Below are 20396 nucleotides of genomic sequence, written 5' to 3'. Positions count from 1 at the left end.
CCGTGGCGGCCGACCCGAAGCTGGACCCGGCCCTGCTCGATCCCACCCGGCTGGCCATCCTGGCGCTGCTGGCGGGGACCGAGTGGGCCGAGTTCGCGTTCGTCCGCGATGCCATGGACCTCAGCGATTCGGCCCTGTCCAAGCGGATCTCGAACCTGAGCGAAGGCGGTTACGTCGAGGTGCGCAAGGGCTACGTGGGCAAGCGTCCCCGGACGTGGATCAACCTCTCCACGGCCGGCCGGACGGCCCTGAGCGGCCACATCGCCGCGCTGCGGGACATCGCCGCCCGCGTGGACGGCCTCCCCTAGCGGTTGTCGTTGTCCCGTCGCTGGGTCATGTGGACCTGTTCGAGATCAAGGCCGTCCTGGACCCGACGAAGCACCTCGTCGTCGATCTCGCCCGCGTCGCGCATGCGCACGACGGTCTCGTGGCGGTGGTCGATGACCGCGAGGTGCAGGTCGGCGTACTGCCTCTCGTAGTCGGCCGCCGCCTCGTCCGGGCCCGAGACGGCGTCACCGTCGCGCAGCACCCGCAGGCGACGGTCGTACTCCGTGCGCAACTGCTCGTGCACGTCGTCGCTCGTACCCAGCTCGGCCGCCATCGTGGGCAGGGACTCCAGCGCCCGGTCCATGGACGTGATCTCCGCCTCCCGGCGTTCCCGCTCGGCCTCGGAGTCGGCGCCCAACCCGGCCCACCGCGTCACCCGGGGCATCAGCGGCGCCTGCACCAGCAGGGTCACGGCGATCACGACGGCCGTGACGAAGATGATGAGATCGCGGTCCGGGAACTCGGACCCGGACGGGAGCGTGTGGGGTACGGCCAGTGCCGCCGCCATCGACACCGCGCCCCGGAACCCGGCCGCCGACATGAGCGCCCGGGGCCGTCCACTCAGCCGTCGCTCACGCTGTTGCGGCCGGCGGTCGATCGCCCGGATCACGTACGGGCTGGTGAAGAGCCAGCCGAACCGCACCGCGACGATGACCGCGCAGACCACGAGCGCGACCAGCATGCCGTGCGCCAGACCACTGCTGTCGAGCCCTCGCACGGCCGACTGCGCCTCCAGCCCCACCAGGACGAACAACGCCGCGTTCGCCAGCATGGTCACGAACTCCATGACGGTGTGGACGTGCCGGCGGGCCTTACCGGGGAACAGGCGCGGCGAGGCGCGACCCACCCACAGTCCGCTGACCACGGCCGCGAGGACACCGGACACCTCGGCCGCCTCGGCGATCAGGTAGGCGGTCAAGGGTGTCAGCAGCGCGAGGAGATTGTGCTGGAACGGATCGCTCAACCGGCGACGGATCTGCAGGACGAGGAACGTCACGACCGCGCCGGACGCGATGCCGCCGAGGTACGAGAACGCGAACAGCCCGGCGACCCGACCGACGCTCAGGTGTTCCTCGCCGAGGGTGATGCCGACCGCGAGCGTGTAGATCACCAGCGCCGTACCGTCGTTGACCAGGCTCTCCGCGCGCAGGGTGGTCGCGATGCGACGCGGCAGCATCCGACCCAGGACGCCGACCGCGGTGGCGTCGGTCGGCGCGACGGCGGCGCCCAGCACCCACGCCGCTCCCCAGCCGAGCCCGAGCGCGTGCGCGGCGACCGCCACACCGGCCGCCGTCGCCACCACGAGCAGGGTGCTCAGCAGCACGATGACCCGCAGGTTCCGGCGCATCTCGCGCAGCGAGGAGGAGAACGCCTCCCAGTACAGCAGCACCGGAAGGAACACCAGAAGGACGGCCTCGGGTGGCAGGTGCACCCCGCGCAGCGCGGGCGCGAAGCCGAGGAGGACACCGGCGATCAGGAGCAGCACCGGTGGGGCGATCCGGAGCCGGCGGGCCGCGCCCGTGCCGACCAGGATCGCGACACCGACCGCTACGACCAGGGCGAGGCTGGACACGGGGTTCCTCTGTCCTTCGTTCAGGGGGGACTCGATCCCGGCAAGGATGACCGGGCCCAGTGGACAGCTACTTGACACTGCTGGGGGATCACGACGACGGAGGGCTCGACGGCCTGGCCTTCTGCGGGTACGGGGTCTCGTGTCGGGCCAGCATGGCGACGAACTCGCCGATCTTGCGCGCGCGGGTCTCGGCCCGCTTGACCGCGTTGACGCGGTGGATGAGGGAGAACCGGTTGGTCTTGGTGAGCACGTCGAACATGGCCTGGGCCGCGGGATCGGCCGCGATGGCGGCGAGCAGGTCGGCCGGCACCTCGGCCTCCGACGGCGGAGCGTACGCGGCCGCCCACCTTCCGTCGGCCTTGGCGGCCTCCACCGCGGCCCGGCCCGCGGGTGTCATCCGCCCCTCCGACTCCAGCCGGGCCACGTGCGCGACGTTCCGCTGTGACCAGATGCTGCGCGGACGGCGGGGGGTGAACCGGATCCAGGAGGACTCCTCGTCCCGCTTGCGGGCCTGGCCGTCGATCCAGCCGAAACAGAGCGCCTCGTCGACGGCCTGCTGCCAGGTCAGCGTCGTGACCGTGCCGCCCTTCTTCGTCAGGGCCAGCCAGACGCCCGGCGACGTGACGTGGTTGGCCGACAACCACGCGCGCAGCTCGTCGGCGTCCGCCACGATCAGCTCCTGGAGTTCCGCGCTCGCCATGCCAGCAGGCTATCGCCGCGCCGCCGGGCCAACCTCCACCAGGTGGGCCGTTCCGGCGCCGACCGACGGCGGACGCGGGGAGGGCCGGGGGTGTGGCACGTCGACCGTGCCACACCCCCGATTCCCGTACGGCGGTCAGCAGCCGATCCGGCTGGCTCCGACCGCGACGTCGTCGTACCAGAGGGTGTCGGACCCGTTGCCGTAGCTCTCCCAGCCCAGCTTCAGGTCGGTGAGCTGCGGTCGCCAGGTGCGGTTGTACCACTGCCCGTCGATGTCGTGCGTGGGTACGCCGTCCGCGGTCAGCCCCGCGACGGCGGTGCCGTCCAGCCAGGTACGGAGCTGACCGGACGAGCCGTCCACCATGAACTCGAGGCAGGTCCACCGGTTGGTGGGCAGCGGCACGCTCTGCGCCACCCCGGCCGGGCTCTGCTCGGGCAGGGTCGCGTCGTCGGAGGCGCGGTTCCATTGCAGGGCGCCGTTCTGGCCGCCCATCCGCAGGTCCCGATTGCCGTCGGCGGCGTCGGTCATCGCCATCATCGTGGTGTGGTCGGTGGGCTGGGCGGTGGTGTGCCGGACCCAGATCCGGCCGTACCGGACGCTGCCCACGCTCCCAAGGTTCCTGGTGGACCTGATGAACACGTGGTTGCAGTACCCCGCCGCGCCGTTGATCCGGACGGCTCGGCTGCCGCTGTGCGTGGTGCTCGTGTCGATGGTGGCGGTTCCGGCGCCGGAACAGTCCGGGCTCACCACGGCCCAGTCACCGGACGGCGTCGACCCGGTCTGGTTCTCGAAGCCGTCGCAGAGCACCGCCCCGGCACAGCCGACCGGCGGCGGAGTCGTGGGCGGGGGCGTGGTGGGTGGCGGCGTCGTGGGCGGGGGCGTCGTCGGCGGCGGCGTGGTGGGTGGCGGCGTCGTGGGTGGCGGCGTCGTCGGCGGGGGCGTGGTGGGCGGCGGAGTCGTCGGCGGGGGCGTGGTCGGCGCGACGCCGTTGCACGGTACGCCGTTCAGGCTGAAGCCGGTCGGCGCTCCACCGCTGGTGCTGTAGGTGCCCTGCACGCCGAACTCGGCGACGCCCCCGGCCGGGATGCTTCCGTTGTACGACATGTTGCGGGCGGTCACCGTCGATCCGGACTGGCTGACCGTGGCGTTCCAGCCGCTCGTGACGCGCTCGTTCCCGGCGTACGTCCAGGTGACGGTCCAGGTGGAGACGGCGGTGTCGCCGGGGCTGACCTTGACGCTGGCGGTGAAGCCGCCGGGCCACTGGTTGGGCGTGTAGTCGACCCGGCAGCCCTGGGCGGCGGCGGCCGGGACGACGAGCAGGGCCGTGCCGGTGGCGGTCACGGCGGTGGCCAGCGCGGCGACGACCGCGAGGGTCGGGGCGGGGCGGGCACGGAGAATGGTCATGGGAAGTCCTTCTGCCATCGAGCGGGAGGAACCGGCGCGGCAGCGCGTCCGGGGCGGACGCGGCGACACGCCGGGTACGGCGCGGCAATGCGCCACAGCGAGTGGTCGATGCGTACGACGACGTGCCCGGCTCGAGGTGAAGCTGTCAGTCACCGCATCGGGCCGTTGCCCGGGACGCGGTGACGCCCGCCCCCAATGTATTGACAGACCGCTATCTAATCAAGCGCGCGTAAATCGGTGGTCCGACGCCACCGACCGTGCCAGCCTGGCCGAGGAAGGATCGGGCCGGCACGGCCCGGCACCACCAGCAGACGGGAGCACGGCGATGCGAGGACTCGAAAACCCGCCCATCCGGACGCGAGCTTTCGAGGACCCGATCGCCTGTGCAGACCGTCAACCTTGGCATCGTCGCCCACGTCGACGCCGGTAAGACCACCCTGACCGAACGCCTGCTCCACGCCACCGGCGTCATCGACCGGCTCGGCAGTGTCGACGCGGGCACCACCCAGACCGACACCGGTGAGATCGAACGTCGGCGGGGCATCACCATCCGCAGCGCGGTCGTCTCGTTCACCGTGCGCGACCGCCAGGTCAACCTGCTCGACACCCCCGGGCACAGCGACTTCGTGGCCGAGGTCGAACGGGCCCTCGGGGTGCTCGACGCCGCCGTGCTGGTGCTGTCGGCCGTCGAGGGCGTCCAGCCGCACAGCCGCCGGATCATGGGAATCCTCCGGTCGCTCCGGCTGCCCACCCTGATCTTCGTGAACAAGATCGACCGGGTCGGCGCCCGCGTCGACGAGCTGGTCGCGGACGCACGCCGGCTCCTCACCCCGGCCGTCGTCCCACTGGGCACGGTCCGCGCGCCCGGCACGCCGGAGGCCACCTACCGGCCGCACCCCCGGGGGTACGACCAGAGCCTCGCCGAAGTCCTCGCCGAACACGACGACGAACTGCTGGCCGCCCTGGTCGACGACCTGCCACCCGACCCCGACCGCATCGACGAGGCCCTTCGGGCGCAGATCGCTGCCGGCCAGGCGCACCCGCTGCTGTTCGGCTCGGCATTGTCCGGGAACGGCGTACCGGAGCTGCTGGACGCCATCGCGGCCCTGCTTCCACCGTCGCCCCCGGCCGAGCCCGACCCGCGAGCGCGGGTGTTCGCCATCGAACGCGACCCCTCCGGTGAACGCGTGGCCTACCTGCGCTCGTACGGCGGGCAGTTCCGGACGCGGGAGCGGGTCACCGCGTACCGCCGGGAGCCGGACGGCCGGACCACCGCGACGCGCGGGCGGATCACGCGGCTCGACGTGGTCGGCGCGGCCACCGACCAGGCCGCGCTGACCGCCGGCCACATCGCCCGCGTCGGCGGCCTGACCGGGGTACGCCTCGGCGACCAGCTCGGCAGCCCGGCCGGCCTCGACGGGCGGTCGCACTTTCCCGCTCCGACCCTGGAGGCGGTGGTGCGACCCCGCGAGGCGTCCCGGGCGCTGGCGCTGCACGCCGCGCTGCTGGACATCGCGGACGCCGACCCGTTCCTGCGGACCCGGGTGGCTCCCGACGGCGGCACGAGCGTGCTCCTCTACGGCGAGGTGCAGCGCGAGGTGCTGAGCACCACGCTCGCCGAGACGTACGGGATCGAGGCGGAGTTCGGGCCGGGACTGCTCATGCACGTCGAGCGACCGACCGGCACGGGCTCGGCCGTGGAGATCATCGGGAACGGCTTCTTCGGGACGGTCGGATTCCGGGTCGAGCCCGGCGTCGGCGTCGACTACCGACGGGAGGTCGAACTGGGCTCGCTGCCGCTGTCGTTCCACGCGGCCATCGAGGAGGCCGCCCGCGCCGCCCTCGACCAGGGCCGTCACGGTTGGCCGGTCACCGACATCCGGATCACCCTCACCCACAGCGGCTACTGGTCACCGATCACGACGGCCGGGCACTTCCGGGACCTCGCGCCGTACGTCCTCATGCAGGCGCTCGCCGAGGCCGGCACCCGGGTCTTCGAGCCGTGCCGCCGGTTCGAGGTGGAGGTGCCGGCCGACCGGCTCGGCCCGGTCACGTCCCACCTGGGCCGGCTCGGCGCCCGGGTCGACGGGGTCGACGACGTCGCCGCCGGCTGGCGGATCAGTGGGGTGCTGCCGGCGCGGCTCGAAGGCCAGGCGCAGGGGCGTCTGCCGGACCTGTCCAGCGGGGAGGGGCTGTGGTCGTCGACACCCGGCGGCGACCGACCGGTGTCCGGCGAGCCGCCGCGCCGGGCCCGCACGGACGGCAACCCGTTCGACCGGGCTGCGTACCTGCGCTTTCTCGCCCAGCCGAAGGACCGGACCCTCGCCGTCAGGAAGGCGGTTTCAGGAGGCCCCGGGCGGTCATGAAGGCCCGCAACGTCTCGGCGTCCTCGGCGGACATCAGCCACCGGGGGATCACGGTCGCCGGCATCCGGCCGACGAACACGATCCAGAAGTCCGGGGTGTCCTGCACCTGCGCGACCCCGTCCCAGGCGATACCGCCGGACTCCGAGCCGCTGCGCATCATGATGTTGTCGTCGGTGATCTCGTAGGCGCCCTCGACGGCGTAGTCACCCGAGCGGCGACGGGCCCGCGACCGCACCCACGGCAGGTACAGCATCGACAGCACGCCGCCCACCGAGAACGCCAGCCACAGCGGCGATGCCCGCTCACCCCAGCCCAGCACCCGCGAGAGCACCAGTAGGACCGCACCGACCGCCACCAGCACGGCGCCGATGTAGCTGAACCGACGTAGCCGGACACCGGCGAGGGTGGCCGCCACACGGGCGGGATAGGCGGGATCGGCGGGTACGGCGAAGCGGATGCGCACCCCAGAACGATAGTGCCTCAACCGGCACGGTCGCGGCAGACGCGGAGGCGCGGACGTTTCGGCCGGAGTGGCTTTCGGGTAGCGGATGGCCATGAACCGCGATCTCCTGAAGGCCGTCCAGGTGGCGTGGGGGCTGCCGGAGTTCCGCGACGGACTGCGACACCTCATCGATCTCGACGAGGTGTCCGTGCTGCTGGCCACGCTGGCCGTGCCGGATCACGACGGTGCGGTCGACCGCAGCCTGGTGGACCTGCTGCGGTCCGGCCTGGAGACGGTCGAGATCCGGGAGGCGGTGTTGCTGCTGCTGGAACGGGACGAGGTGCGCCGGCCTCTCGTGGCGGCGGCGGTGGAGCCGCTCGCCGACCGACCGGGCCTCGCCGCCGCCATCACCTCGGCCGCCGAGGATCCCGCGGTACGACACGAGGTGCGGTCCGTCCTGGACAGCGCCAAGGTGCGCGAGCTGATCTGGCAGGCGTTGGAGAACCAGCTCAGCGACCACCGGATCGGCCTGGTCCGCCGGGCGGCGGCGCTGTTCGTACGGCACCCGAGCGTCCGGCGTCTGGTGTGGGCCGCGCGCCGGCACGGCGTGCTGCGCGAACTACGACGCCGACCGCTGGTCGACCAGGCCCACGGCCGGCAGGGGCTTTGACACACGCCCGTAGCGTGGCGGGGTGGCCGCGCCCCGCCCGGCACCGACCCCGGACCTGAGCCGCCCGCTGACGTTCCTGTTCGCGCTGGCGGCCGGCGCGGCGATCGCCAACCTGTACTGGGCGCAGCCGCTGCTCGGCGCCATCGCCGACGATCTGAACGCGCCGACCGCCACGGCCGGTTGGCTCGTCACCGCGACGCAGGCCGGGTACGCAGCCGGCGTCCTGCTGCTCGTACCGCTCGGCGACAGCCTGGACCGCCGCCGCCTCGTCCCGGTGATGTTCCTGGCCTCGGCCGTCGCGCTGCTGCTGTGCGCGCTGGCGCCGTCGATCGGCGTGCTCCTTGTCGCGCTCGGCGTCCTGGGCGTCACGACGATCTCCGGGCAGATCCTCACGCCACTCGCCGGCGATCTGGCCGGTGACGCCGACCGTGGTCGGATCGTCGGTGTCGTCGGGTCCGGGACCCTGACGGGCATCCTGGCCTCCCGCACGATCAGCGGTCTCGTCGCCGGCGCCGCCACGTGGCGTACGACCTTCGCCCTCGCCGCGGTCGTCGCCGCCCTGCTCGCGGTCCTGCTCCACCGCGTGACACCACCGCTGCCACCGCGGGCGCGCATACCGTACCCGCAGCTCCTGTTCTCGGTCGCCGCCGTGGTCCGCCGTGAGCGGGCGGCGCGGTGGACGCTGGCCCTGGGCGCCACCGGATTCGCCACCTTCTCGCTCTTCTGGACCTCGCTGACGTTCCTGCTCAGCGGTCCACCGTTCCGCTTCCCGGCATCGGTGATCGGGATGTTCGGGCTGGTCGGACTCGCCGGCGTCCTCTCCGGCCTGCGCGGCGGTCGTCTGCACGACCGCGGCTGGTCGCTTCCGGCCACCGGAGCGGCCTGGGCCCTGGCCCTGGTGGCGTTCGTCGTCGCGGCGTTCGGCGGCCACTCCCTCGTACTCCTCGTCACCGTGACCGTCGTGGTCGACGTCGCCCTCCAGACCCAGGCCCTGCTCAACCGGGCGCGGTTGTTCGCCCTCACGCACGAGGCGCGCAGCCGCCTCAACACGGCGCTGGCGACCAGCAACTTCATCGGCGCCGCCGCCGGCTCCGCCGCCGCGAGCACACTCTGGTCCGCAGGTGGCTGGTCGACGGTCGCGATCGCGGGAGCAGGACTCTGCGGCGTGGCGCTCACCGTGTGGGCACTGGGACGGCGTGGCCCACTCGTCGTCGGCCGTGACCCCGTCACCTGAGGACGGGCGGGTCAGCGCGCCCGCGTCCGGTCGACGATCGGGAAAGCCCGCCGTACGGCCGCCAGGAACTCGTCCCGGCGGGAAGCGTAGGTGCTGACCGCCGCCCACAGCGCCTCCAGCGCGGCCTGCAACGGATCCGACTCCCCGGCGGCCACGAGGGCCGGCAGGGCCATCGCGACCGGGTCCACCGGGCCGTCGAGCGCCGCGCGCAGCAGGTCGGTCGGCGCGGCGTCCGTGCGGCGCAGCGAGGCGACGGCGATCGTGACGGTCGGCCCGCCCACGATGCGTGTCCGGAGCGCGGTCATGTCGGTGAACTCGGCGGGCAGCGGTCCACCCCGTTCCAGGGCCGCCCACGCCGGCGTCATCCAGTCGAGATCCGCGATGCCGGCGAGGGCGCACGCCTGCCGCGCCGCCCAGATCGCGATCTCGCGTTGGGTGACGGCGTCGGCATCGGCCACCCCGTCGACCAGGTCCCGGTCCAGCAGCAGCATGCCGTGGATGTTGCCGCGTACCCGTCGAAGTGGCTCGCTCGGCAGCCGCCCGCCCCAACGTCGCAACTCCGCCCGCCGCCGGTACTCCTCGTTGCGGCGCTCCTCGTCCGCCCGCCTGCGCAGCTCGGCCTCGACCCGCTCCCACAGCGTGAGCGGTGTCGGCAGGCCACGAGCCCAGCCATGCCAGTACGCGGCGTTGCCGCTGCCCTGGCGCAACACCGCGTCGGCACGGACATCGCCGTCACCCGGGTCGCCGCCCGCGCTGCCCTCCGGCCAGAAGCAGAGCAGGTAGCGGTCCGGTCGTCGGTCGAGGTACGTGTGGTCGTCCTCGTCGATCTCGTCGGGGTCGAGCCCTCCGAACGGATCGCTCCCCTCGTCCATGCCGGCCGCGCAGTACCGCACGCGGTAGACCGGCAGCCGGCCACCGTCGTTCTCCTCCGAGGTCAGCGGCAGGTGGGCCAGCGCTCCGTCGCCCCACGGGACCAGGTCGACCACCGGGGCCCTCGGCACGAACGACACCTCCACCACGTCCTCCCACTCACTGTCGACGACCGACGGATCGGCGTCGTGCAGCTCGATCCGGAACCGGACCCGTCCGGAGTGCGTACCGGTCATCAGGAACAGCGCACCCGGGTCACCGGCGCCGCACAGTCCGTTGGCCTGCCCGGCGAACGCCCGCTCCATGTCGGGAAGATTCCGGCTCGTCACGTAGATCTGCCCATAGTCCACCGGCGCCGGGCCGTCGAAGAGAACGCGCATCGAACGATCCTGTCATCGACCGATCGGCGTCCGCCGCCCCGCGACGAGTCGGGCGGCCACCTCATCAGCGAGGAACGTCGATGCCTTGACACTCCACATGCGATCGCTAACACTTGGCTGCAACACGCGCTTAACACACCGAACACACGCTGTCCGCATCAGGGTGAGGTGCCGGGTCCACCTGTGCGGCACGCCAATCACGCCGCGATTCGACCAATCATGTCCGCGGTTCGTGTTAGCGCTAACACCTTCACGACCGCCTCGGAGGCATCATGGTCACACCACCCGCTGGCCGCGCACCTGTTTCGACGCGCGCTCCTCGCCTGTTACGGCGAACGCTCATCGCACTGGTAGCCGTGTTGACGGCGCTGGTGGGTGGTGTCGCGGTCCGGCCCGGGCCGGCTGCCGCCGCCACCAGTGGGTTCCGGGGTATGAACTGGGCCGTGCTGGGCGACAACTTCAGCACCGGTCCGCTCGTCGTGCAGGGCTTGAGCATGTCGGACAGCAATGCGACGGTGCGGGTCAAGGCCAATGCCCTCTACGACGACATGGCGTCCACCCTGGGTGTCAACACCGTCCGGTTGCCCATCAACACGCACACCGTCGGCACGGCCTGGTGGGAGGCGTACCGCGGGGCCATCGACGCCGCGACCGCCCGCGGATTCAAGGTGATCCTGGCCTACTGGGAGGACGGGGCCGCCTCCGGCGGCAGGATCACGAACCTCACCGCGTGGAACGCGATGTGGTCCACGGTGATCAACACGTACGGCGCGAACCCCAACGTCTACTTCGAACCGATGAACGAGCCGCACGGCTACAACTCGACCGAGTGGCGCACCGTCGCGGCGAACTGGCTCAGCTCCCACTCCTCGGCCCCGCCCAGCCGCGTGCTCATCGGCGGCACCGGCTTCAGCCAGGACCTACGCGACATCTGCACCGACAGCCGCTTCAACGCCACGCTCCTCTCCTTCCACTACTACGCCTTCTTCTACGGCGCGATGACCTACGACGCCTTCCGCAGCCACATCCAGACGCGCCTGGGCACCTGTGCCGCCCGTGCGGTCGCCACCGAGTTCGGCGCGCCCATGAACGACGGCCGTAACTACGCCGACCCGAACAGCACCGACAACTTCGTGCGCTACATCCGGGCCATGGCCCAGGTCATGCGCGACAACCAGATGGGCGGCACCTACTGGCCCGCCCTCGGCGGCAAACCCGGCAGCATCGGCTACGACTGGTACTCGATGTACTCACTCACCGGCAGCGGCACCGACCTCAACCTCAGCGTCCGCAACAACTCCGGCGCGGACCGGATCCGCTACGGCTGGGGAGACACCACCGGCGGCGACCCCACAACGCCTCCTCCGAGCACCGGAACCTTCTACCGCATCGACGTACGACACAGCGGCAAGGCCATGGACGTCCAGTCACCGAACACCACCAACGGCGCACGCGTCGGCCAGTACACCTACGGCGGCAACCCCTGGCAACAGTGGCAGTTCCAGGACGCCGGCAGCGGCTACTGGCGGATCATCAGCCGCAACAGCGGCAAGTGCCTCGACGTGACCAGCGCCTCGACCGCCGACGGCGCCGAGCTGATCCAGTACACCTGCGGCAACGGCACCAACCAGCAGTTCCAGATGGTCACCAACGGCGGCTACTTCCAACTCCGTGCCCGACACAGCGGCAAGTGCGTGGACGTACCGGCCGCGTCGACGGCGGACGGGGTGGTCCTCAAGCAGTACACCTGCAACAGCGGCGCGAACCAGCAGTGGTCCCGCACGGCTGTCTGACGACCCGCACGCCAGCGCCCCCGCTCATCGTCGTAACGGTGCGCGGGGGCGCTTCGTCCCTGCCGGGAAGGTCAGGGCGTCCACCGTACGCCCGGGTTCACCCGCCCGAACCAGTCGAAGACGGCCATGTTGTCCCACTGGTTTCCGGTGCCGTTGATGTTGGCCGGATCCCAGCCGTTGCCGTTCACGGCGTACCAGGTCGGTTCCCAGTAGAAGACACCGACGGCTCCGGCGTTACGCGCGGTGTTCTGCACCCAGTCGAACTCCTGGGCCTGCCCGGACCAGCTCGCGCTGATGCCGTCGCACGTCGCGTCGCCGATGGCGTTCGGCTCGTTGTCCGCGTTGTTGCGGGTGAAGGGGTACGCGGTCTCCGCGATCACCACCGGCCTGCCGTAGCGACCGCGCAGGTCGACGATGTTGTTGTACAGGTTCGCCAGGCTGCCGTGCCACATGCAGTAGTACGACAGGGCCGTGATGTCCCACTGCACGCCCTGGGCGCGGATGCCGTCGTAGAACCACCGGGCGTTGGCGTTGCTGTCGGCGTTCGCCGTGTGGATCATCACCGGAATGCCGCCGCCGCACGCCTTGGTCGCGCTGTAGCCCTGTTTCAGCAGGCCGGCCAGCGGGCCGAAGTCGTTGTTGACGACCTTGCCCTCGTTCCAGAGCATCCCGACGTTGATCTCGTTGCCGATCTGCACGCTGTCCGGCAGGGTGCCCTGCCCCCGCAGGCCGGCGCAGACGTCGTAGGTGAAGTTGTACACGTCGGCGCCCAGTTGGCTCAGGCTGTGGCCGGCCCACGCCGCCGGCTTGTACTGCTTGCCGGGGTCGGCCCAGGTGTCGGAGTAGTGGAAGTCGATGAGCACCTTGAGGCCCTTCGCCTTGGCCACCCTGGCCTGGGCCAACACCTTGCTCTTGTTGTTGTAGCCGCTGACCGGGTTGTTCCAGACGCGCAGTCGGACGTAGTTCACGCCGACGGACCGCAGGATGTCCAGTGGGTCACGGGCCACCCCGCCGGCGTCGTAGTACCGGGCGCCCAGGTCGAGGCTGCGCTGCAACGAGGAGACGTCGGCGCCCCGCATGGTGAGCGTGTTCGCGGCCGAGGCGGGTGCGCTCGGGGCGGCGAGTGTGGTGGAGACGAGGAGGATGCCGGCCAGGACAACGCCGGGCAGGGCCCTGCGGCGGCGGTGGGGTGTGCTCACGAAACTCCTTGCCCGGCGCTCAGCCCGTGGCGCACGGAGCGCCGTTCAGTGTGAAGGTGGTGGGCGGCGCGTCGCTGGCGCTCCACCGCCCCTGGATGCCGAAGGTCGCCGAGCCGTTCGGCGACAGGACGCGGTTCCAGTCGACGTTACGGGCGGTCACGGTGGCACCGGTCTGGCCGACCGTGGCGTTCCATGCCGAGGTCACCTGCTGGTCCCCGGGGAAGGCGAAGGTGACGATCCAGCCGTCGACGGGCGCGGCACCGAGGTTCTGCACCGTCACCGTGGCCACGAAACCGCTCTGCCACTCGGACTGGTTCCGGTAGGTCACCCGGCAGGTCGAGGGCGGCGGGGGCGACGGCGTGGACGTCGTGGGCAGCGTGACCGTGTTGGACGCGATCGACACGTTGCCCACCGCGTCCCGGGCCCGCACGTAGTAGAGGTTCCGCAGCGGCGTCGACGCGGGCAGCGACGTCGTGTACGTCGTCCCCGGGACGGTGGCGATCAGCGTCGAGCTGAACCAGCCGTCGAAACGGTAGACGTTGTACCCCAGTACGCCGACGTTGTCGGTCGACGGCGACCAGGACAGCGTCCCCGTGGAGGCGGTCACCTCGCCCACGGTCAGGCTCTGCGGGGCGCTCGGCGGGGTGGTGTCCGGGCCGGTGTCGGTCACCGGCGTGACCACGGTCAGCGTGTCGGTGAAGGCCGACAGGTGTCCGAGAGTGTCCTTGGCCGCCACCCGGAACGAGTACTGCCGGCCCGGACCGATGTACGAGGTGACGGTGGTGCTGGTGACGGCGCCGACGCTGGCGCTGTAGATCACGTCGTCGAACGCCTGGTAGTACGTGATGTCGTACCCGGCGACGGCGCAACAGCCGGGCTTGGCGGCCGTCCAGGTGAGGGTGACCGATCCGGCCCCTACCGCGCTGGCGGTCAGGTTGGTGGGCGGGCTCGGTGGGAAGGGCGAGGTGCCCGGCGTGCCGGGCGGCGTGGTCGGCGCCGGCGGCGCGGTTCCGGTCGGTTCGGCGGCGGGCGGCGCGGCGGCGCGCGGCGCCGGGGCGACCCCGGGATACGCGGCAGGGGCGGCGGTGCCGGCGTCGGCCGCCGGCGCGGCGCCCGCGACGGTCACGACCACCGCCGTCGAGAGCATGGCGGCGACCAGCAGACCGGGCCCCAAGCGGCGGAACAGCGAGGACGACGAGACGCCTGTCATACGTCGACGATGGCGTCGGACATCGATGATCGCCAACGTATCTCATTACTCGGTCGCCGCCGGATCGGCGCGTCACCCGACGAGCGCCCTGCCGGGGAGACGATTCACTGGGAGCGATACCAGCCGGGGCGGAATTCCGTCCGCCCGATCGCTACACTCGCCGCAACGCCGGCACCGTCCACAGTCCTCAGCCTGCGCTGATTCGAATCGAATGGAGACGCCTGTGACCCGCGACGAGGCGGCCCCCCCGGGCATCGATCCCCGCATCCCCAGCGTGGCCCGGGTCTATGACTATTTTCTGGGCGGCAAGGACAACTTCGAGGCGGACCGGCAGGTCGCCCAGCACGCCCTGCGGATCACCCCGGACGGGCCGGCCGCCGGGCAGGCGAACCGGGCGTTCCTGCGTCGGGTGATCCGCTTCCTCGTGTCCGAGGCGGGCATCGACCAGTTCCTCGACATCGGATCGGGGCTGCCCACCCAGGGCAACGTGCACGAGGTCGCCACCGAGCAGAACCCGAAGGCTCAGGTGGTCTACGTCGACAACGACCCGATCGTCCTGACGCACGGCCGGGCACTGCTCGCCGCGGACGGCACCGCCACGGTGATCCAGGCGGACATCCGGACGCCGCAGGAGATCCTGCACCACCCGGACGCACGGCGCTTCCTCGACTTCGACCGCCCGGTCGGGCTGCTCCTCTTCGCGATCCTGCACCACCTGGGCGACGACGAGGACCCGCGCGCCGTGGCGGCGGAACTGATCGACGCGCTGCCCTCGGGCAGCTACGTGGCGATCTCACACTTCCGTGACCCGGGCGAGCGGGACCCGGAGGGCTCCCGCAAGGCGCGCGAGGTCGAGCGGGTCTTCAACGAGTCGCTGGGCACCGGCCGCTGGCGTACGGACGAGGAGATCCTCTCGTTCGTCGACGGGCTGGAGGTGCTGGAGCCGGGACTGGTGCCGCTGGCCGAGTGGCGCCCGGAGCCGGGCGCGTCCGCCCCGCAGCAGACCGACACCTATCACACCTTCGTCGGACTGCTCGCCCGCAGACCGTAGGTCGCGCCGCGCGTCCGTCGGCGAGAGCACCCCGCCGACGGACGCGTCACGCCGCGCCGGGCTCCGCCGACTCACCCCTAGTTATTGACGACGCAAATTTCCACCGGTAGCTTCAAGTCCATTGATAGTCGTCTATCAAAGGGGACCGCCGTGCTCTGGAAATCCATCGCCGTTGCCGCGTCCGTCGCAGGCGTCCTGGCTACCGCCCCCGCCGCCCCCGCCGCGGCCTCCGGTGTCTGGGGGCCCGGGAACTGCCCGCAGGGCGCGTTCTGCGCCTGGCCCAACTGGGACCACCCGGCGGAGGGCCCGACAGCACCTCCATCCCTGGTGACCAGCACCGAGTGGTCGGGCAACGTCCCGGTCTTCAACTACTACAACCACACCTCCCGGAACGCCGAGATCACCTGGTCCTACACGTACCTCGGCACGCCCCTGACCGGCACGGAGTGCGTACGCCCCGGCGACGGGAACTTCTACGTGCCCATGTTCGTGACGAAGGTGACCTGGCAGCCGCGTACCTGCTGACACGCCGCCCGTACGGGCGGCGCTGGCCGCCTCGTCCGAGGCCGGCCTACGTCCGGTGGCCGTGCCGCGGTCGCAGTCGGCGCGGGCGAACCAACACCCCCGTGCGGTCGACGGCGCGGCGTTCGCGCCGTCGCCGCGACCGGCATGGGGAAGAGTGTCGGGTGAGCCAGTTCCGAGCGGCGACGATTCCGCGTATCGCGTAGGAGACTCCGATGACCGACGGACCCCAGGGCGAATCCGCCCGCAACGTCGTCCTGGTGCACGGCGCGTACGCCGACGGCTCCTCCTGGTCCGACGTCATCCCGCTCCTGCAACGGGCCGGCCTGACGGTCACCGCCGTGCAGAACCCACTGACCTCGCTGTCCGACGACGTCGCGGCCACCCGCCGGGCCCTGGACCGCCAGGACGGACCGACGGTGCTCGTCGGCCACTCCTGGGCCGGCACGGTCATCACCGAGGCCGGGGACCATCCGTCGGTCACCGCCCTGGTGTACGTGGCGGCCCGCGCGCCGGACGCCGGCGAGGACTTCACCGCGCTCGCCGGGAAATTTCCCACGCCACCGGCGAACGCGGGCCTCGTCCACAACGACGGGTACGCGCAGCTCAGCGAGAGCGCCTTCCTCGAAGACTTCGCCGGCGGCGTCGACGAGGCCCGTGCGCGCGCCCTCTACGCCGTCCAGGGGCCGATCGCCAGCGACCTCTTCGCATCCCGCACGACGACTGCGGCCTGGCGGGACAAACCCTGCTACTACTCCATCTCGCGGCAGGACCGTACGACCGCACCCGAGCTCGAGCAGTTCCTGGCCAAGCGGATGAACGCGACGACGATCGAGGTCGACTCCTCCCACCTCGCCATGGTCACCCACCCGGATGCGATAGCCGACCTCATCATCATGGCCACGCACGGCACCCGAAGCCCGACGCCGAACAACGCCGGCCGATGACATACGCGCTCCCCCCGAGTTATCTGTAAACAACCCTTGATATTAAACGTCACGAACGTCAATATGTGGAGGTCGCGGGTCGTCGAAGCCTGGGGAGTGAGCCATGAGAAGCCGTCGCATCGTCGCAGCGCTGGCCGGGGCGGCGATGTCCGTCGCGGCCGCCGTCGCCTTCGTCCCCAGCAGCATGGCTGCCGTGTCCTCGGCGAACGCCGTCGCGGCGGTCGCCTGCACGGCGCCCGCGTGGGCCGAGGGCACCACCTACCAGGTGGGCGCCCAGGTCACCTACGGCGGTCGCCTCTACCAGGCTCTGGTCACCCACACCGCGTACGTCGGCGCCGGCTGGAACCCCGCTTCCACCCCGTCGCTCTGGCGTGACCTGGGGGCGTGCTCGGGCAGCACTCCCCCGCCCACCACGCCACCACCGACGACCGCGCCGCCCACCACGCCACCACCGACCACCGCTCCCCCCACCACGCCGCCGCCGACCGGTGGGACCTGCGCGGTGAAGTCGCGGCCGACCGGCAAGGTGTTGCAGGGCTACTGGGAGAACTGGGACGGTGCCTCCAACGGCGTACACCCCGGGCTCGGCTGGATCCCGATCACCGACAGCCGGCTCCCGCAGCACGGCTACAACGTGATCAACGCGGCGTTCCCGGTGATCCGCGCGGACGGCACGGTCCTCTGGGAGAACGGCATGGACGCCGGCGTGAAGGTGGCGACCCCGGCCGAGATGTGCCAGGCCAAAGCGGCCGGCGCCACCATCCTCATGTCGATCGGCGGGGCCGCCGCGGGCATCGACCTGAGCTCCACCGCGGTCGCCGACCGATTCGTCGCGACGATCGTGCCGATCCTGACGGCGTACCACTTCGACGGCATCGACATCGACATCGAGACCGGCCTCACCGGCAGCGGCAACATCAACACCCTGTCGACCTCGCAGGCCAACCTGATCCGGATCATCGACGGCGTGCTGGCTCGGATGCCGTCGAACTTCGGCCTGACCATGGCCCCGGAGACGGCGTACGTCACCGGCGGCAGCGTCACCTACGGCTCGATCTGGGGCTCGTACCTGCCGATCATCAAGAAGTACGTCGACAACGGCCGGCTCTGGTGGCTCAACATGCAGTACTACAACGGCAGCATGTACGGCTGCTCCGGCGACTCGTACCCGGCGGGCACCGTGCAGGGCTTCACGGTGCAGACGCAGTGCCTGAACAACGGCCTCACCATCCAGGGAACCACCATCCGCGTGCCGTACGACAGGCAGGTCCCCGGCCTGCCCGCGCAGGTCGGGGCGGGCGGCGGCTACCTGTCGACGTCGTTGGTCACGCAGGCCTGGAACTCCGTGCCCGGCCTCAAGGGCCTGATGACCTGGTCGGCGAACTGGGACGGCTCGAAGGGGTGGAGCTTCGGCGACAACGTGAAGCGCCTACAGGGCCGGTGAGGCCCGCCCCCGCCGGACCGGTTCGACGGGGCCGGTCACGGCAGGCCGTCCGCCGCCCGTGCGCGGGTACGTCTGATGCTGGCGATCTCACCCTTGATCGGTAGCCAGTAGAAGGGAATGAAGGCGGCGACCGCGATCAGGCCGGCGATCGGGTGGACGACGCAGAGCGCGGTTCCGACGGCGATCCAGACGGGGGCGGGTCGGAACCGCCTGCTGATCGCCCTGGCGGTGGCCTCGTCGGTGGTGGACGTCAACAGGCGGTGCCCGCTCCTGGCGTACTCCCAGATGACGTTGAAGAGGATGGCGGCGGTCCCGTAGACGATGCCGTAGAAGACGAGTGCGGTCCGCGTGCCGGGGCCCTCCGAGAAGGCGCGGGCCAGCACCGACGAGACGAACGGCAGAAAGGCGATCACCATCAGGAGCAGGGTGTTCAACAGCAGCAGCAGGCGGTCGGCGGAACGGATGTGGTCGAACATGACGTGATGGTTCACCCACATCTGGCCGATCAGCAGGAAGGTGACGCCGTAGGCCAGGTAGGACGGCCACAGGTCGAGCAGTCCGCGCATGAGGTGTTCGGTGTCCTGGGGCGGCCGGATCTCCAGGACGAGAAGCGTGATCGCGATCGCCGTGACGGCATCGCTGAAGGCGACCACCCGGCCGGGGTCACGTTCCGCTCCGATCGGCATCCGCGATCTGGTCGCCCCGTTCGAGGTGGCGCCGCGGGACGCCCGGATCCTCCGCATCAGCCTCCCCCACCCGTGCCCGACCGCCGCCGGAGCGCTGCCGGGAATCCCCGCCGGGGGAGGGAGCTAAACCGGCAGCCGCACCATCATCTGGTCGGCACGGACGGGTCCGTGACCGACCAGGGCGCCCTCCGGATTCCCGGCCTCGGGCACCCTGGCCGCGCGTCCCCATCGGTTGCCAGTGGATTTCCACGCCGTTACGGTGGGGCTCCATCGACGTTTGTCTACAAACGGGGGGCCGTATGTCCACGCCTGTCACTCGCCGTACCGTGCTGGCCGGTGGCGCCGGCGCCGCTCTCGGTCTCACCCTGCCGGGCGCCGCCGCCCAGGCCGACGACCGTCACCACGAGATCGGCGTGAGCTTCACCCTCGACGCGCGGACGCTCGACGGCGGTGAGCAGGTCACCTCGGTCACCCTCGACACCCGTCGGCTCGGCCCGATCGACCCGGCAGGGCTCACCCCCGGAACGTTCACCGTGCACGCCAAGGCGACCAGCCCGCTCCCGATCGCCCCCGGCGATCTGATCTTCAGCGAGTACGACCTGGACCGCACGGTGACCGCGGCCCGGCTCGACCGGCACGGGAACATCGTCCTGGAGCTGAGCCACGCAGAGGGTCAACCTGGCGGCGGCACTCTGGGCTACATCCTGAGCAAGGGCCGCAACGTCCGGCTGGACCTCGTCTACACCATCACGCAGAACACCCCGCTCGTGCGCCGCCACGGCGCCCCGCTCACCATCACGCGCTTCGTACAGGGACGGCTGTCGAACCCCGAGGTGGACGCCTTCACCCACCATGTCTCCGGGTCGGGCCTGAAGTACCGGCTGTACTCCCCGCAACGGACGCGTCACCACGGACGACGGCCGCTGATCCTCTGGCTGCACGGAGCCGGCGAGGGCGCCTCGATGCCCGACGGCTACTACGACAACGAGACCACGCTGCGCGCCAACCGGGGCGCGCTGGGCTTCGCCACACCGGAGGCTCAACGGATCTTCTCCGGCGCGTACGTCGTCGCCCCGCAGAGCACCTCCTACTGGATGGAGGACGGGCCCCGGTTCGCGCCGCTGATCCGCGAGATCGTCCAGGATCTCGTTCGTCGCGAGCACGTCGACCCCGACCGGATCCACGTGGTCGGTTGTAGCAACGGCGGCTACATGTCCCTGGAGATGACCGTCGCGTACCCCGACCTGTTCGCGGCGTCGGTGCCGATCTGCGGCGTCGTCCAGCCGCTCGGCGGGGAGGGCCCGCCGCTGATCACGGACGCGGAGCTGGCGGCGATCCAGACGCCGACCTGGCTGGTCACCTCGCTCGACGACGACACCGTGCCACCGGAGACCAACACGATCCACGCCCACGACCTCATCCGAGGATCACTGGTCACCCTGTACGACCACGTCGTCTGGAACGGCTACCAGTTCCCCGGTCACTGGTCCTGGATCTACGTGGCCCGCAACGACCCGAGCCGGCACGGCACGCACATCTGGCAGTGGATGGCCCGCCGTCACCGATGATCTACCCCAT

The 20396-nt window shown here is 71.1% G+C and carries 18 protein-coding genes; 10 read left to right on the top strand and 8 right to left on the bottom strand.

The features are described 5' to 3' along the window. Positions 1–2 precede the first annotated feature (2 nt). Positions 3–308 carry a winged helix-turn-helix domain-containing protein gene (locus ACTFTM_RS10130; RefSeq protein ID WP_449565536.1) on the top strand — a complete coding sequence of 102 codons (306 nt, stop codon included), beginning with the start codon at positions 3–5 and terminating at the stop codon, positions 306–308. Here the strand turns inward: ACTFTM_RS10130 and ACTFTM_RS10125 are convergent. The 3 genes from ACTFTM_RS10125 to ACTFTM_RS10115 form a co-directional block, all read right to left on the bottom strand. Beyond that, positions 305–1900 carry a Na+/H+ antiporter gene (locus ACTFTM_RS10125; RefSeq protein WP_449565535.1) on the bottom strand — a complete coding sequence of 532 codons (1596 nt, stop codon included), beginning with the start codon at positions 1898–1900 and terminating at the stop codon, positions 305–307. The genes ACTFTM_RS10130 and ACTFTM_RS10125 overlap by 4 nt on opposite strands. Before the next feature lie 88 nt (positions 1901–1988). Further along, positions 1989–2600 (bottom strand): YdeI/OmpD-associated family protein, encoded by a 612-nt coding sequence (locus ACTFTM_RS10120; RefSeq protein ID WP_449565534.1) that lies wholly within the window; start codon positions 2598–2600, stop codon positions 1989–1991. Between the two features lie 135 nt (positions 2601–2735). After that, entirely contained in the window at positions 2736–4004 is a 1269-nt protein-coding gene (locus tag ACTFTM_RS10115; protein ID WP_449565533.1) for a cellulose-binding domain-containing protein, read from the bottom strand. Between the two features lie 383 nt (positions 4005–4387). Here ACTFTM_RS10115 and ACTFTM_RS10110 point away from each other — a divergent pair, with 383 nt between their 5' ends. After that, on the top strand, positions 4388–6370 hold the full coding sequence (locus tag ACTFTM_RS10110; RefSeq protein ID WP_449565532.1) for a GTP-binding protein: 1983 nt from the start codon (positions 4388–4390) through the stop codon (positions 6368–6370). On the opposite strand, the gene ACTFTM_RS10105 is transcribed toward ACTFTM_RS10110, so the two are convergent. Next, a complete protein-coding gene (locus tag ACTFTM_RS10105; RefSeq protein ID WP_449565531.1) occupies positions 6333–6833 on the bottom strand; it encodes a YcxB family protein in 501 nt (166 codons plus the stop codon). The two genes, ACTFTM_RS10110 and ACTFTM_RS10105, sit on opposite strands and share 38 nt — an antisense overlap. A 91-nt stretch (positions 6834–6924) precedes the next feature. Between ACTFTM_RS10105 and ACTFTM_RS10100 the strand changes: the two genes are divergently transcribed. Continuing rightward, positions 6925–7482 (top strand): hypothetical protein, encoded by a 558-nt coding sequence (locus ACTFTM_RS10100; protein ID WP_449565530.1) that lies wholly within the window; start codon positions 6925–6927, stop codon positions 7480–7482. A 22-nt stretch (positions 7483–7504) separates the two neighbouring features. Further along, positions 7505–8716 (top strand): MFS transporter, encoded by a 1212-nt coding sequence (locus ACTFTM_RS10095; protein ID WP_449565529.1) that lies wholly within the window; start codon positions 7505–7507, stop codon positions 8714–8716. A gap of 11 nt (positions 8717–8727) precedes the next feature. Here ACTFTM_RS10095 and ACTFTM_RS10090 read toward each other — a convergent pair whose 3' ends face one another. Then, complete coding sequence (locus tag ACTFTM_RS10090) at positions 8728–9966, bottom strand: hypothetical protein (protein ID WP_449565528.1); 1239 nt, start codon at positions 9964–9966, stop codon at positions 8728–8730. A 356-nt stretch (positions 9967–10322) separates the two neighbouring features. Between ACTFTM_RS10090 and ACTFTM_RS10085 the strand changes: the two genes are divergently transcribed. Next, entirely contained in the window at positions 10323–11759 is a 1437-nt protein-coding gene (locus ACTFTM_RS10085) for an RICIN domain-containing protein (protein ID WP_449565527.1), read from the top strand. Between the two features lie 71 nt (positions 11760–11830). Here ACTFTM_RS10085 and ACTFTM_RS10080 read toward each other — a convergent pair whose 3' ends face one another. Both ACTFTM_RS10080 and ACTFTM_RS10075 read right to left on the bottom strand, forming a co-directional pair. Continuing rightward, positions 11831–12958, bottom strand: a complete 1128-nt coding sequence (locus ACTFTM_RS10080; protein WP_449565526.1) for a glycoside hydrolase family 53 protein — start codon at positions 12956–12958, stop codon at positions 11831–11833. A gap of 19 nt (positions 12959–12977) precedes the next feature. Further along, positions 12978–14168, bottom strand: a complete 1191-nt coding sequence (locus tag ACTFTM_RS10075) for a cellulose binding domain-containing protein (protein WP_449565525.1) — start codon at positions 14166–14168, stop codon at positions 12978–12980. Positions 14169–14391: 223 nt separating this feature from the next. Here ACTFTM_RS10075 and ACTFTM_RS10070 point away from each other — a divergent pair, with 223 nt between their 5' ends. The 4 genes from ACTFTM_RS10070 to ACTFTM_RS10055 all read left to right on the top strand — a co-directional run bounded on the left by ACTFTM_RS10070 (position 14392) and on the right by ACTFTM_RS10055 (position 18132). After that, the gene (locus tag ACTFTM_RS10070) at positions 14392–15219 is read left to right on the top strand and encodes an SAM-dependent methyltransferase (RefSeq protein ID WP_449565524.1); all 828 of its coding nucleotides are present in this window, start codon (positions 14392–14394) and stop codon (positions 15217–15219) included. A 150-nt stretch (positions 15220–15369) separates the two neighbouring features. Then, entirely contained in the window at positions 15370–15744 is a 375-nt protein-coding gene (locus tag ACTFTM_RS10065; protein WP_449565523.1) for a hypothetical protein, read from the top strand. Between the two features lie 212 nt (positions 15745–15956). Beyond that, positions 15957–16688: an alpha/beta fold hydrolase gene (locus ACTFTM_RS10060; RefSeq protein WP_449565522.1), complete on the top strand. Its 732-nt coding sequence runs from the start codon at positions 15957–15959 to the stop codon at positions 16686–16688. Positions 16689–16791: 103 nt separating this feature from the next. Beyond that, positions 16792–18132 (top strand): carbohydrate-binding protein, encoded by a 1341-nt coding sequence (locus ACTFTM_RS10055; RefSeq protein WP_449565521.1) that lies wholly within the window; start codon positions 16792–16794, stop codon positions 18130–18132. Between the two features lie 35 nt (positions 18133–18167). Here the strand turns inward: ACTFTM_RS10055 and ACTFTM_RS10050 are convergent, their stop codons facing one another. Continuing rightward, complete coding sequence (locus ACTFTM_RS10050; RefSeq protein ID WP_449565520.1) at positions 18168–18818, bottom strand: TMEM175 family protein; 651 nt, start codon at positions 18816–18818, stop codon at positions 18168–18170. Positions 18819–19117: 299 nt separating this feature from the next. On the opposite strand from ACTFTM_RS10050, the gene ACTFTM_RS10045 reads away from it, so the two are divergent. Further along, positions 19118–20386 carry a prolyl oligopeptidase family serine peptidase gene (locus tag ACTFTM_RS10045; RefSeq protein ID WP_449565519.1) on the top strand — a complete coding sequence of 423 codons (1269 nt, stop codon included), beginning with the start codon at positions 19118–19120 and terminating at the stop codon, positions 20384–20386. The last annotated feature ends 10 nt before the right edge of the window (positions 20387–20396 follow it).

The sequence above is a fragment of the Micromonospora sp. RB23 genome (assembly GCF_053585025.1).
The sequence above is the reverse complement of the archived record's forward strand: the minus strand, read 5'-3'. Positions and strand labels throughout refer to the sequence as shown.

Bases quoted from the DNA above. Each gene is read 5' to 3' on its own strand.
- ACTFTM_RS10075 (WP_449565525.1), bottom strand. From the start codon at position 14,168: ATGACAGGCGTCTCGTCGTCCTCGCTGTTCCGCCGCTTGGGGCCCGGT.
- ACTFTM_RS10050 (WP_449565520.1), bottom strand. From the start codon at position 18,818: ATGCCGATCGGAGCGGAACGTGACCCCGGCCGGGTGGTCGCCTTCAGC.
- ACTFTM_RS10115 (WP_449565533.1), bottom strand. From the start codon at position 4,004: ATGACCATTCTCCGTGCCCGCCCCGCCCCGACCCTCGCGGTCGTCGCC.
- ACTFTM_RS10060 (WP_449565522.1), top strand. From the start codon at position 15,957: ATGACCGACGGACCCCAGGGCGAATCCGCCCGCAACGTCGTCCTGGTG.
- ACTFTM_RS10045 (WP_449565519.1), top strand. From the start codon at position 19,118: ATGTCCACGCCTGTCACTCGCCGTACCGTGCTGGCCGGTGGCGCCGGC.
- ACTFTM_RS10100 (WP_449565530.1), top strand. From the start codon at position 6,925: ATGAACCGCGATCTCCTGAAGGCCGTCCAGGTGGCGTGGGGGCTGCCG.
- ACTFTM_RS10055 (WP_449565521.1), top strand. From the start codon at position 16,792: ATGAGAAGCCGTCGCATCGTCGCAGCGCTGGCCGGGGCGGCGATGTCC.
- ACTFTM_RS10090 (WP_449565528.1), bottom strand. From the start codon at position 9,966: ATGCGCGTTCTCTTCGACGGCCCGGCGCCGGTGGACTATGGGCAGATC.
- ACTFTM_RS10120 (WP_449565534.1), bottom strand. From the start codon at position 2,600: ATGGCGAGCGCGGAACTCCAGGAGCTGATCGTGGCGGACGCCGACGAG.